Origin of the sequence: Paraburkholderia youngii (assembly GCF_013366925.1) — a bacterium.
GTDB lineage: Bacteria > Pseudomonadota > Gammaproteobacteria > Burkholderiales > Burkholderiaceae > Paraburkholderia > Paraburkholderia youngii.
Map to the genome: position 1 here is coordinate 34394 of NZ_JAALDK010000001.1, position 13016 is coordinate 47409.

General features: G+C 63.1%; 13 protein-coding genes and 1 tRNA gene. 4 read left to right on the forward strand and 10 right to left on the reverse strand.

Features of this window, described 5'->3' with window-relative positions:
- Positions 1 to 65: 65 nt before the first annotated feature.
- From zapD to G5S42_RS00185, 8 genes are all read right to left on the reverse strand, one after another.
- Positions 66 to 821, reverse strand: a complete 756-nt coding sequence (gene zapD, locus G5S42_RS00150) for a cell division protein ZapD (protein WP_008921182.1) — start codon at positions 819 to 821, stop codon at positions 66 to 68.
- A 258-nt stretch (positions 822 to 1079) separates the two neighbouring features.
- Entirely contained in the window at positions 1080 to 1694 is a 615-nt protein-coding gene (gene coaE, locus G5S42_RS00155) for a dephospho-CoA kinase (RefSeq protein ID WP_176104994.1), read from the reverse strand.
- Between the two features lie 3 nt (positions 1695 to 1697).
- The gene (locus G5S42_RS00160) at positions 1698 to 2639 is read right to left on the reverse strand and encodes a prepilin peptidase (RefSeq protein ID WP_176110246.1); all 942 of its coding nucleotides are present in this window, start codon (positions 2637 to 2639) and stop codon (positions 1698 to 1700) included.
- A 21-nt stretch (positions 2640 to 2660) separates the two neighbouring features.
- Positions 2661 to 3899, reverse strand: coding sequence for a type II secretion system F family protein (locus G5S42_RS00165; RefSeq protein WP_176104995.1), 1239 nt, complete (start codon positions 3897 to 3899; stop codon positions 2661 to 2663).
- Entirely contained in the window at positions 3896 to 5152 is a 1257-nt protein-coding gene (locus G5S42_RS00170; RefSeq protein ID WP_176104996.1) for a GspE/PulE family protein, read from the reverse strand. Before G5S42_RS00170 ends, G5S42_RS00165 begins: the two co-directional genes overlap by 4 nt.
- A gap of 147 nt (positions 5153 to 5299) precedes the next feature.
- A complete protein-coding gene (locus G5S42_RS00175) occupies positions 5300 to 6598 on the reverse strand; it encodes an HlyC/CorC family transporter (protein WP_176104997.1) in 1299 nt (432 codons plus the stop codon).
- Between the two features lie 244 nt (positions 6599 to 6842).
- A tRNA-Pro gene (locus G5S42_RS00180) sits at positions 6843 to 6919 on the reverse strand.
- A 49-nt stretch (positions 6920 to 6968) separates the two neighbouring features.
- Positions 6969 to 7961 carry a polyprenyl synthetase family protein gene (locus tag G5S42_RS00185; RefSeq protein ID WP_026229109.1) on the reverse strand — a complete coding sequence of 331 codons (993 nt, stop codon included), beginning with the start codon at positions 7959 to 7961 and terminating at the stop codon, positions 6969 to 6971.
- Positions 7962 to 8248: 287 nt separating this feature from the next.
- On the opposite strand from G5S42_RS00185, the gene rplU reads away from it, so the two are divergent.
- The 4 genes from rplU (at position 8249) to proB (ending at position 11391) form a co-directional block, all read left to right on the forward strand.
- Positions 8249 to 8560, forward strand: coding sequence for a 50S ribosomal protein L21 (rplU, locus tag G5S42_RS00190; protein WP_007180329.1), 312 nt, complete (start codon positions 8249 to 8251; stop codon positions 8558 to 8560).
- A gap of 25 nt (positions 8561 to 8585) precedes the next feature.
- The gene (gene rpmA, locus G5S42_RS00195) at positions 8586 to 8846 is read left to right on the forward strand and encodes a 50S ribosomal protein L27 (protein WP_008923994.1); all 261 of its coding nucleotides are present in this window, start codon (positions 8586 to 8588) and stop codon (positions 8844 to 8846) included.
- Between the two features lie 235 nt (positions 8847 to 9081).
- Entirely contained in the window at positions 9082 to 10203 is a 1122-nt protein-coding gene (gene cgtA / locus G5S42_RS00200; RefSeq protein ID WP_176104998.1) for an Obg family GTPase CgtA, read from the forward strand.
- 69 nt (positions 10204 to 10272) lie between these two features.
- On the forward strand, positions 10273 to 11391 hold the full coding sequence (gene proB, locus G5S42_RS00205; protein WP_176104999.1) for a glutamate 5-kinase: 1119 nt from the start codon (positions 10273 to 10275) through the stop codon (positions 11389 to 11391).
- Positions 11392 to 11512: 121 nt separating this feature from the next.
- Here the strand turns inward: proB and G5S42_RS00210 are convergent, their stop codons facing one another.
- Together G5S42_RS00210 and G5S42_RS00215 are read right to left on the reverse strand one after the other, a co-directional pair.
- Entirely contained in the window at positions 11513 to 12070 is a 558-nt protein-coding gene (locus tag G5S42_RS00210; protein WP_176105000.1) for a CNP1-like family protein, read from the reverse strand.
- 77 nt (positions 12071 to 12147) lie between these two features.
- Entirely contained in the window at positions 12148 to 12897 is a 750-nt protein-coding gene (locus G5S42_RS00215) for an RNA pyrophosphohydrolase (RefSeq protein WP_176105001.1), read from the reverse strand.
- Between the last annotated feature and the right edge of the window lie 119 nt (positions 12898 to 13016).

Consider the following 13016-nt stretch of genomic DNA (forward strand, 5'->3'; position numbering starts at 1 on the left):
GCTATTTCGCGCCGCTTCAAAGGCGCGTTCGGTCAAATCCGGTGTGCGCGGCGATTGTCAGGCGGTTACAGGCTGCAGAGCGTGAGCTGGAACGGCACGTCGACGTCGACCGCGCGCGGCCGCAGATCGCCGTCCTGCACCGTGAAGCGCACCCACAGCATGTACTTGTTGGCGCTCGCTTCGGGAATCACGCGCAATTCGGGCGCGACACGAACCTGCATCAATTGATACGAGCGGCCCGACAGCATTTGCTGATAGCTGCCTTGCATCGCCATCACCTTCGACGCCTGGCCCGACTCGCGCGCGAGCCGCAGTACGATGGTGGCCGCGTCGCGCAGCGGCAAAAGCGGCGTGACCCACTTGGCGATGTCCTGGCGACGCTGATCGGGATGCAACTGTTGCCACGCGTAATACGAGGGCAGGTCGAATTTGCAGGTGCCACCGGGGATGATCGCGCGGCTGCGAATGCTTGCAAGCCATTCGTTGTCTGCAAGATGCTGGCCGGTTTTGCCTTGCATCTGCGTGAGCCCCGCAAGGGTCTGCTCGATTTCGCCGAGTACCGCTTCGAGCGCGTTCTGCTCGATGCCCGGATTGCCGCGAAACGGCGCGAGCGTTTGCCGCTGGCGTTCGAGTTCTTTCATCAGATCCGACTTCAGATCCGCGCGGCCAGCTACTTCGGAGATTTCGAACAGCGTTGTCAGTGCGACGTGATGTTCCCGCGCGTCTTCCTGAGTCAGAAAGAACGTGAAGCGCTCGAACAGATCTTCGAGTCGCAACAGCGTCCGAATTCGCTCATTGAAGGGGTACTCGTAAAGGATCAAGCGGGCTCGCCTCGGGCGTGGTCGGTGACAGGAATGCAAAACATTCTAATGCCGTGGGACTACCCAGGCAATCACGCACGCTTTCCGCGTGCTTTCGCAACTTTTTTGTCAGTTCCCGGTGTTATGAGCGCTTCGGCTCTCGCATGCGCGCAAAGTTCAATTGTGTCGGTGACGACGCGTGCCGAAGATGCGTATCTGCCTTCACAGGGCATCGTGCGCTTGATGCTTGCAGCGAGGCCGACCTGGGGCCTCCGCGCGCTATGACGCGGCCTCACCCTTCGCGAGCGACAGATACGCTTGATGGTGAGCGTCCACCTGCGCTTCGAGCTTCAGGGGCGGCGCGTTGTCATTGACGATCACGTCGTCGGCGGCGGCGAGCCGCGCTTCGCGCGTGGCCTGGCGCGCGATGATCGCGAGCACCTGCTCACGGCTGAAGCCGTTGCGGCTCATCACCCGCGCGACTTGCGTGTCGATGCTGCAATCGACGGTGAGCACGCGATTCACACGGTTCTTCCAGGTCCCGGACTCGACCAGCAACGGCACCACGACGATCACATAGGGTCCTTTCGCTTCGCGCTCTTCGCGCTCGGTTTCCGCGCGAATCAGCGGATGCGTGATGGCTTCGAGACGTTTGCGCGCGGTGTCGTCGCTGAACACGAGCGTGCGCATGCGCGCGCGATCGAGCGAGCCGTCGGCGGCGACGAACTCGGTGCCGAATTCGGCGGCGATGTGCGGCATCGCCAGGCCATGCGGCGCGGTGATGCGATGCGCGATCACGTCGGTATCGACGAGCGGCACGCCGCGCGCGGCGAACAGATTGGCAACCGTCGACTTGCCGCTACCGATGCCGCCGGTGAGTCCCACAACGAACATGCTTCAGCCTCCCAAAGCAAGGTAAAGCGGCGTGCCGGCAAATAGCGTGAGCGCACCGCCCGCCGCAAGAAATGGCCCGAACGGCAGCGGCTCCTCGAAGCGCATACGGCCCCGCCACGTCGCCGCGAGGCCGATCACGGCACCGGCCACCGCGGCGACCAGCACGATTTGCGGCAGCGCTGGCCAGCCGAGCCACGCGCCGAGCGCCGCGAGCAGTTTGAAGTCGCCATAGCCCATGCCTTCGATACCGCGCACGAGCCTGAACGCCCAATGCACGGCCCATAACACCAGATATCCGAAGATAGCCCCGAGCACCGCATCATGCAGGTTCGTGAACATGCCGTTGAAATTGACGATCAGGCCGGCCCACAACAGCGGCAAGGTCAAGGAATCGGGCAGCAGATGCGTGTCGATATCGATCGCGCTCATCGCAAGCAACGTCGCGCACAGGCCGAACGCGGCAAGTGCCATCAGCGTCGGGCCGAAGGCCATCAGTGCGCCCGCGGCGAAAGCTGCGCTCGCGGTTTCGAGCAGCGGATAGCGTGCGCTGATGTGCGTGCCGCATGCGGAACAGCGGCCGCGTAATAGCAGGTAGCTCAGCACCGGCAAGTTTTCCCACGCACTCAGCACGTGGCCGCAATGCGGGCACGCGCTACGCGGCACCCACAGGTTGTAGCGCTCGGGCAGTCCGTCGCTGGGCTGCGGCGCGTCGGTGGCCTCGCTGATTTCGGCGCGCCACGCACGCTCGAGCATGATCGGCAGCCGATGCACGACCACGTTCAGGAAGCTGCCAATCACGAGGCCGAGCACGATCGCGAACGCGATCTGCACCCCGGCGGGCAGACTCGCGAGCGCGAGGCCGATATCGCCTGCAAAGCGGCCTGGCAGTAAGCCCGCGAGCAGGCTGGAGGAAGTTTGTGGCACGAGCGGTGGAGGAGCCTGTATGAATTGGATTCGGCTGCGATGCTACACCACGTTGCCGAGTTGAATAATGGGAAGATACATCGCGATTACGAGGCCGCCGACCAGCGTGCCGAGCACGACGATCATGAGCGGTTCGCACAGGCTCGATAGCGTGCCGATCCTGTCGTCGACCTGGCGATCCGCAAGTGACGCGACATCGAGCAGCATGCTGTCGAGCGCGCCGGATTCCTCGGCGACCGCAACGGGCTGCACGACCTCGGCAGGAAAGCAGCGGGCCGCGCGCATCGCCGCGGCGAGCCTTTCGCCGCGCCGCAGTCTGATGGCGATGCTCGCGGTCGCGCGATCGAAGAAGGCATTGCCGGTTGCCTGCGTGAGCGAATCGAACGCGTCGGCGAGCGGTGTGCCGGCGGACAGCAGGGTGCCGAGCGCGCGACTCCATCGCGCTGCGCACAGCGTGCGCAGCAGCGGGCCGGCCACTGGCAGGTTGAGCGACAGGCGAGCGAAGCGGATGCGCGCGCTTATCGATCGACGCAGCACGAATGTGATGGCCGAGCTCATTGCGAGTATCAGCACGAACAGCGGCACACTCCAGCGCGCGGCACCCGCCGAGAGCGCCAGCACGAACTGCGTCGGCGCGGGCAGCTTGGCGCCGAAGCCATCGAAGATCTGCTTGAACGTCGGCACGACCCACACCAGCAACGCGGCGGTAATCGCGATCGCGAGCAGCAGGATCGCGACTGGATAGGTGAGAGCCGCGCGCACCTTTGCACGCTGTGCGGCGGCGCGTTCGCGATCGTCGGCGAGGCGGGCGAGCACGGTGACGAGCGCGCCCGCCGCTTCGCCCACTTCGACGAGTTGGCAATACAGCGCATTGAACTGCGCCGGGTGCCGCTGCAAGGCCGCCGAAAACCGCAGGCCGGCGGTGATGTCGCGCGCGACCGTGCCGACGATGCGCGGCATGCCTTGCCGCTGCCCCGACGCCGGCGTCTGTGCGAGCAGTTCGAGCGCGGGCGCGAGCGGCAAGCCGGCACGCAGGAGACTGGAAAGTTGCCGCGTGAACAGCGTGACATCGGCCGCGCTGGTCTTCGGGCGTGGCGCCGGGCCTTGCGTTGCGACTTCGACGATAAAGAGGCTGTCGCGTTTGAGCAGCGTGCGCGCGGCACTCGCGTCGGGCGCGATCAGCGTGCCGCTATGGCGCTTGCCGTCCGCGTCGACGCCGCGCCATCTGAAGCGCAGGTCGGCTGAGACGGGCCGTGTCGGTGACTGCGCGGCGGTACTCATGCGACCTCCGTGGCGGCGAGCGCTTCGGCGAGACTGGTGGTGCCGTCGCGTACGCGCGCTAGCGCCGCGTCGCGTAATGTCGCGACCTGTTCGGTCTGCGCGAGGCGGGCCAGCTCGTGCGCACCCGCGCTTGCGACGATCAGCTCGCGCATCGCGTCGGAAACGGGCATCACCTGATGGATGCCGACGCGCCCCCTATAGCCGATGCCATGGCAAGCCGCACAGCCGGTCGCCGCATACGGTTGCCAGCCGTCGAGCTCCTGTTCGCCGAAGCCAGCGGCGTGGAGCGCCGTCGCCGAATGCGGCGCGGGTGCGCGGCACGCGACGCATAGTCGCCGCACCAGCCGCTGCGCGGTCACCATCCGCAGCGCGGCTGCAAGGTTGTACGGCTCGACACCGATATCGATGAGCCGCGCGATGGCCGCGGGCGCGTCGTTCGTATGCAGCGTGGACAGCACGAGGTGGCCGGTTTGCGCGGCCTTCACGGCGACGTCGGCGGTTTCGTTGTCGCGGATTTCGCCGACCATGATCACGTCCGGGTCCTGACGCAGGAACGCGCGCAGTGCGACCGCGAACGTTAGCCCGGCTTTTTCGCGCACGCTGACCTGGTTGATACCGGCCAGCTGGATCTCGGCCGGATCTTCCACTGAGCAGAGGTTGCGTGCCTCGCCGTTCAGCAGATTCAGGAAGCAGTACAGCGACAGCGTCTTGCCACTGCCCGTTGGTCCGGTGACGAGCATCAGACCGTGCGGCGCGCGGATCGCGGCGTCCACGGCTTCGCGCTGCCGCGGATCGAGGCCGAGCGAATCGAGCGAAAGATCAGCGGGCAGCGCGTCGAGCCGTCGTAGCACGAGCTTTTCGCCGAACAGCGTCGGCAGTGAATTAACGCGGTAATCCTCGAGTCGCCCGGGCGACGTCGCGAGGCGTAGCCGGCCGTCTTGCGGCACGCGTCGCTCGGCGATGTCCATGCGCGCGAGCACCTTCACCCGCGTGACGAAGGCATCGCGTAGATGCGCGGGCGGCCGCGGGATTTCATGCAGTACGCCGTCGATGCGCAGCCGCACACGCCAGCCGTGCTCGGCCGGCTCGATGTGGATATCGGACGCATTGCGCCGCGTCGCTTCGTGCAACGTGTCGGTCAACAGACGCACGGCCGGGGCGTTGTCCGGATCGTTTAGATTGGTTGCGCTGGATTCGCCGTCGGCAGCGAGTGGGCGCGGCAATGCCGCAGCGGTGGCAAAGGGTGTTTGCATGAGAGACCGGTAATGAGCCGCCTGTAGAACATGACGGCTTCATCTTCCGGATGCGGGCGTCCGAATGCCATTCGGCCATTCGGCTAATGGCGCGCGTCGTGAGCCTGTGCAATGCTGACCATGAATTAGCGAGCGACGGCCCTGGTTTCAGCCTGACCTTGCTTTTCCGGCCTTGGTGCGCGACGGCGGTTTGAACAGCTTGACGGTGCGGATTGCCTGATCGTCGCTGCGCATCACTTCGAGCTTGGTGTCGCCGATGCGCACGCAGACGTCGCCGTCGGGAATGTCTTCGAGAATTTCGAGAATCAGGCCGTTGAGCGTTTTGGGGCCATCGGTGGGCAGCGCGAGTTGCAGCCAGCGGTTCAGCTCGCGCAACGGCATGCTGCCCGCGACGATGCATTCGCCCGCTTCGTTCCAGCCGCCGCGCGAACTGGCGCCACGCGGAATTGACGTGGTGAATTCACCGATCAGCTCCTCGATGATGTCTTCCGGCGTGACGAGGCCTTGCAGTTCGCCGTATTCGTTGACGACGAGCGCGATGCGGTGCCGGCTCTCCTGGAAGTATTGCAACTGCTGGAACACCGGCGTGCCGCTTGGCACGAAGTACGGCTCGGCGAGCAGCTCGCGCAAGGTATCGCGTTCGAGCTCCTGGTTGTGCAGCGCTGACAGGGTCTTGCGCACGTGCAGCACACCGAGCACTCGGTCGATGTCGCCCTGGTAGACGATCAGCTTGTTGTGATAGCAGGTCTCCAGTTGATGCAGGATCTGTTCGAACGGTGCATCGAAGTCGAGCGCTTCGATGCGGCGACGCGGGATCATCACGTCATCGACCGAGATGTTTTCGAGGTCGAACAGATTCAGCAGGATGCTGCGGTGTTTGGTCGGCATGAAGCTGCCCGACTCGAGCACGATGGTGCGCAGTTCTTCGGTGGACAGTCGCTGATCGCGCGCGCCCTTTGTATTAATGTGCAGCACGCGCAGGATGCCGGTGGCGAACAGATTGACGAACCAGATCACCGGTTTCCCGATGCGCATCAATGGCGCGATCAGCAGGCTCGCGGGCAGCGCGATTTTCTCGGGAAAGGTTGCGCCGACGATCTTCGGCGTGATTTCTGCGAACACGATGATTAGGAAGGCGACGATACCGGTCGCGATCGACAGCACGAGGCTATTGCGGCCGAATGTATGCAACGCGAGCGATGTAGTCAGTACCGGAATGATCGTGTTGAACAGGTTGTTGCCGATCAGGATCACGCTCAGCAACTGATCGGTTTTCGCTAGCAGTCCCTGGGTAGTTTTCGCGCCGAGGGTGTTTTTGCTGGCGAGATGTTTGAGCCGATGACGGTTCAGCGCCATCATCGCTGTCTCGGAAATGGAAAAGAAGGCGGAGCAGACAAGCAGCAGAAGGACGGCGCCGATCTGCGCCCATAAGGGAAGTTGTTCCACGCGTCGTGAAAAATAAGGGAAAGGATGGAGAGAATATAGCAGAGGGGGCCATGCGCTCCGCCGTGAACGGCGGCTGGCGCCGCTCGAACGACAACGTCGCGACGTGCGCGCTGTGCCTACCTTGCCGGAGGAAAAGAATGCGGCGAAAGGCAGCACGACAGCGGCAAAAAGGTACCGCGCAAAACAAAAAACCGCCGAGCAATGCTGCGGCGGTTTTTGAACCTTGAGCTAACAAGGGGAAATCTGGTCGGGGTGAGAGGATTCGAACCTCCGGCCTCTACGTCCCGAACGTAGCGCTCTACCAGGCTAAGCTACACCCCGATTTGGTACTGCTGACTCGACTCGGACTAATTCGGCGTTTCAGTCTCGTTCAAGACTGTCTTGCCGTCGAGTAAGAACATAATTCTAGCAGGCTCTCTTTGAAAATGGAATGGGGAAATGAAGATATTGCTGCCGCGGCTGCTTGCGCTTCCTGTTTTGCGCACTCGAGCGTGTGGTCGAGCGCGCCCGATCGCGTGATCGCGTCGAAAATCGTATCGAAACGGTCGGTGCCACCTTGCTCGATGGCTTCACGCGCGAGCGCCGATTGCTCGGGCGTGCCGCGTTCGATCAGATAGATGAGCGGCAGCGTCGGTTTGCCTTCGCGCAGATCGTCGCCGGCATTCTTGCCCATCGACTCGGCCGTGCCCGTGTAGTCGAGCCAGTCGTCCATGATCTGGAACGCGGTGCCGATGCGGCGGCCATATTCGGCGGCGGCGGCTTCGGTTTTCGCGTCCGCGCCGGCGAGCACCGCGCCGAGTTGGGCGGCCGCCTCGAACAACTTTGCGGTTTTGTAGCGGATCACCTGCATGTAGCGGGCTTCGTCGACGTCGGCATCGTGCATGTTCAACAACTGCAGCACTTCGCCTTCGGAGATGATGTTGGTCGCCTCCGACAGAATTTCCATCACGCGCATCTTGCCCACGCCGACCATCATCTGGAACGAGCGCGAATACAGGAAATCACCGACCAGCACGCTCGCGGCGTTGCCGAACAGCGCGTTGGCGGTCTGGCGGCCGCGCCGCAGGTCGGACTCGTCGACCACGTCGTCATGCAGTAGCGTGGCCGTGTGAATGAATTCGACGACCGCGGCAAGCTCGTGCCGGTGTCCCGTCGTGTCGCCCAGCGCGCCCGCCACCAGCAACAGCAGCGCGGGCCGCAGCCGCTTGCCGCCGGCGCTGATGATGTACTCGGAAATCTGGTTGATCAGCATCACGTCCGACGCAAGACGTTGCCGGATGACGCGATTGACCTGCTGCATGTCTTCGGCGATCGGAGCAAGCAGGCTGGCGACGTTGGGGGAGGTGGTGGCAGTCGACGACATGATGGCTGAATTGGGTAGTGCCGCGAATTATAAGGCGATCGGGGCGCTTCCGGGTCGTCGGCTGCGGTGCTGATGCTTTCCGCATGGCGGGAGGGCCGCTCGCCAAGGGCGTCTGCGGGCCGCCGCGCGTCGCTGGTTTAGTCTCTGCGAGCGCCTGCGAGAGAGAGGGTGAGCCCGAACGGTAGGCGGTTTGGTAAGCAGGTTTTGACCGAGCAGCTAACTCTATGTATAATTGAGAGTTTCCGCGCGCGGTGCGTGGGAAAAATGAATACAGAGTGAGGTTTTCAATGTACGCGGTCATAAAAACCGGTGGCAAGCAGTACAAGGTTGCCGTCGGCGAAAAACTTAAAGTAGAACAGATACCGGCAGACATTGACGCTGAAATCACGCTCGACCAGGTTCTCGCAGTGGGCGAAGGCGAATCGATTAAGTTCGGTACGCCGCTGGTCAGTGGGGCTTCCGTCAAGGCTACCGTCGTGTCGCAAGGGCGTCACGCCAAAGTGACGATCTTCAAGATGCGTCGCCGGAAGCACTACCAGAAGCATGGCGGCCACCGCCAGAACTATACCGAACTGCGCATCGACGCGATCAACGCGTAAGCGCACCGGTTAAGGAGCACATCAAATGGCACACAAAAAGGCAGGCGGATCGTCCCGGAACGGCCGCGACTCCGAATCGAAGCGCCTCGGCGTTAAGGTTTACGGCGGCCAGGCTATCAACGCTGGTGGCATCATCGTGCGTCAGCGTGGTACGCGTATGCACGCTGGCGAGAACGTCGGCATGGGCAAGGATCACACCCTGTTCGCGCTGAAGGACGGCCACGTCCAGTTCTCGACGAAGGGCGCGGCGAAGAAGCACACCGTTTCCGTCGTCCCGGCAGCCTGAGTTTAATCAGGCACGGGCTTCAGGACCGGAAAAGGCCCCGCGAAGTTCGCGGGGCCTTTTTTATTGCGGCGTCTCTTTCGTGTGGCGCCGAAGCCGCGCAGCCGGCAGTTCATCGCCGGCGACTATGCCGTTCGGTCGATTGATCAACGCGCGGCGCGCGCGGCAAAATAGCAAGTATCCAATCAGTAACGCCCCTGCATCGAATCGGGCAGTACACCACGGGACGGAGTAACGCATGAAGTTCATTGACGAAGCGAGGATTGAAGTCATCGCCGGCGACGGAGGGGATGGCAGCGCGTCGATGCGCCGCGAGAAGTTCGTCCCGTTCGGCGGTCCCGATGGCGGTGATGGCGGCCGGGGCGGCAGCGTGATCGCGGTTGCTGACCGCAACATCAACACGCTGATCGACTACCGCTACGCGAAAAAACATCTGGCGCGCAACGGCGAAAACGGCCGTGGTTCAGATTGCTATGGCAAGGGCGGCGACGACATCACGCTGCGCATGCCGGTTGGCACGACCATCACGGACATGGAAACCGGCGAGCTAATCGCCGATCTGACCGAGCACAACCAGAGCGTGCAAATCGCGCAAGGCGGCGCCGGCGGTCTCGGCAACCTCCATTTCAAGTCCAGCACGAACCGCGCGCCGCGTCAAAAGACCGACGGCAAGCCGGGCGAGCGCCGCATGGTCCGCCTCGAACTGAAAGTGTTGGCCGACGTCGGTCTGCTCGGCATGCCCAATGCAGGCAAGTCGACGTTCATCTCGTCGGTGTCGAACGCGAAGCCTAAAATTGCCGATTACCCGTTCACCACACTCGCGCCGAACCTCGGCGTCGTGCGCGTCGGGCCGAGCCGCAGCTTTGTGATTGCGGACATTCCGGGGCTGATCGAAGGCGCGGCGGAAGGCGCCGGCCTCGGCCATCAATTCTTGCGTCACCTGCAACGTACCGGGCTGCTGCTGCATATCGTCGACATCGCACCGTTCGATGAATCGATCGATCCGGTCGCGGAAGCGAAGGCGATCGTCAACGAACTGCGCAAGTACGACGAAGAGCTCTATCAGAAGCCGCGCTGGCTTGTGCTGAACAAGCTTGACATGGTGCCTGAGGACGATCGCGAAGCGCGCGTGGCGGCTTTTCTCGAAGGTTTCGGCTGGGACGGTCCGGTGTTCGAGATCTCGGCGCTGACTGGCCAGGGCTGTGAAAATCTTTGCTATGCCGTGTTCGACTACCTCGCCGAGCACTCGGACGCGCAACGCGCGGCCGAAGCCGAAGACCTCGCCTCCGACGTGCGTTTCCGAGAGGGGACGCAAGTACCGGCCGCGACCCGCGAAGCCGGCACCGATCCGCAGGAATAACAACTCGAGCGCCGGCGCCTGCGGCGGGTGTCGGCATGCATCATGCGTCATCTTGGGAGACAGCGCACAATGCGTTCCGTCATCGCAGATTCACGGCGATTGGTCGTCAAAGTCGGTTCGAGCCTCGTCACGAACGACGGGCGCGGCCTCGATCATGCGGCCATTGGCCGCTGGGCCGCGCAAATTGCCGCACTGCGCGCGCAGGGCAAGGAAGTCGTGCTGGTCAGTTCGGGCGCGATCGCCGAGGGCATGCAGCGGCTCGGCTGGACCAAGCGGCCGCGTGAAATCGATGAATTGCAGGCGGCCGCGGCGGTCGGCCAGATGGGCCTCGCGCAAGTGTACGAAAGCCGCTTTGCCGAGCATACCATCCAGACTGCGCAGATCCTGCTCACTCACGCCGACCTCGCCGACCGCGAGCGCTATCTGAATGCGCGCTCCACGCTGCTCACGCTGCTGCGGCTCGGTGTTGTACCGATCATCAACGAGAACGACACGGTCGTCACCGACGAAATCAAGTTCGGCGACAACGACACGCTCGGCGCGTTGGTCGCCAATCTGATCGAGGGCGACGCGCTGATCATTCTGACGGACCAGCAAGGCCTCTTCACCGCCGATCCGCGCAAGAACCCGAACGCGACGCTCGTCCAGCAAGCCGACGCCGGCGCGCCCGATCTCGAGGCGATGGCGGGCGGCGCGGGCTCAAGCCTCGGCCGCGGCGGCATGCTGACCAAAATTCTTGCCGCGAAGCGCGCAGCCCATAGCGGCGCCAATACGGTGATCGCGAGTGGGCGCGAAGCGGACGTGCTGCTGAGACTGGCGGCCGGCGAGGCGATCGGCACGCAGCTGATCGCGCGCACCGCGCGCATGGCGGCGCGCAAGCAATGGATGGCCGATCACCTGCAGGTGCGCGGCCACGTCGTGATCGATGACGGCGCGGTCGAAAAATTGACCGCCGACGGCAAGAGCCTGCTGCCGATCGGCATCGTCGGCGTGCAGGGCGCTTTCGCGCGCGGCGAGGTGATCGCGTGTCTGAGCGCGTCGGGCCGTGAAGTCGCACGTGGTTTGACGAACTACAGCAGCGCGGAAACCAAGCTGATCCAGCGTCGTCCGAGCGGCGAAATCGAGTCGGTGCTGGGCTATATGCTGGAGCCCGAGCTGATTCACCGCGACAATCTCGTGCTGATTTGATCTTTCAGGATGCGAGCGCACAAAGCGCCGACAAAAAAGCCGTTCCAGCGCAGGCTGGAACGGCTTTTTGTCGTCATGTGTAGGCAACGGCGCCTGAATCAGGTGTGCCGCACAAACGGCCTCAATGAATCTGCGACGTCTGCGTGCGCTTGTAACGAATGTTCTCGACGATGCGCTGCGCGTTGCCGGTCGGAATCTTGTTCGCGCACATATAGTCCTGATACAGCGCGGCCTGGTACGCGTTCAGCGCACCGTTTTCGATGCGCGAAAACTGGTTCGCGACCGTCGTGTCCCAGCCGTCGTGATCGGCGTTGAGGCCCGCGTACTGACGCCATTCATACGTATCGCAGCGGATGCCCTCGTAATTGACGTTGCGCGCGCCGCCCGGGCTCGTGACGACCACCGTGTAACGCACGACACCGTCGTCGCCGACGCTGACCGATTTCGGGTCGATTGCGAATTGCAGCGGCGTATTGCCGGAGACCTCGAACGGCAGCAGGTTCGTGTCGGTGGGCAGCGGCGGCAACGTGTCGACCTTGTTTTCAACCCAGTTGCTCTTACGATCCAGCAGATAGACGAACTCGCTGTCGTCTTTATTGGTCGGTTTGCCGGCGCTCGAACAGCCTGCCAGCAGGGCGCCGGTGGCGACGCATGCCACGGCGAGTGCAAATGCTTTCAATCTGATTCCCTCGAAAGACGGACGCGGCCCGAAGGCCGCGCCAGAGAGAGGCGGCGTGAGCCGCCGCCTTGGAATGGTTAATCGCGCACCCCTCGTCGGACTGACGGGGCGCCGACCTCGTCGGCTTCGGCCGTTTCGTGCTCATGCTCCGGTGCAATGTTTGCATCCGGTGAGCCGGGGCCGCAATCCGGCACGACCAGCACGCGCGTCGAAGTTTCGACACTGACCGAACTTACGGTAGTGACGGTGGTGACCACCGTGCTTACCGCGGAATCCGGCGGGCTTTGCATCGACGACGCTATCCGAGGATAACGCGACCCATGATGCCCGCCAGGTTTTTCCGCACGCGGCGCAGGCCGGCGCATGAAACGGGACAACTCCGTCAGCGCCAACTGATACACATCCCGCTTGAACTCGATCACACAGTCGAGCGGTACCCAATACTCGTTCCAACGCCACGCATCGAACTCAGGGTGGTCGGTGGCGCGCAGACAGATGTCGCAGTCGCGTCCTACCATCCGGAGCAAAAACCAGATTTGTTTCTGGCCGCGGTAATGACCGCGTACTTCGCGCTTGATGAACTTGTCAGGCACCTCATAACGCAACCAGTCGCGCGTGCGACCGATCACCTTGACGTGCTCAGGAAGCAGTCCGGTCTCTTCGTGTAACTCCCGATACATCGCTTGCACGGGGGTCTCGCCATATTTGATGCCCCCTTGCGGAAACTGCCAGGAATGTTCACGGAGCCGTTTGCCCCAAAACACCTCGTTGTGCGCGTTCAAGAGGATGATGCCGACGTTCGGGCGAAAGCCTTCACGATCCAGCATACAACCACCTTCGAATCCTTTAAAATTGCTTTGATTATAAACAGATAACGGACCCTACGCACCGAATCGCATGAGATTGCCGCGATTCGCCGCAACAGCCCGTGTTTGCGGTAGCCTGT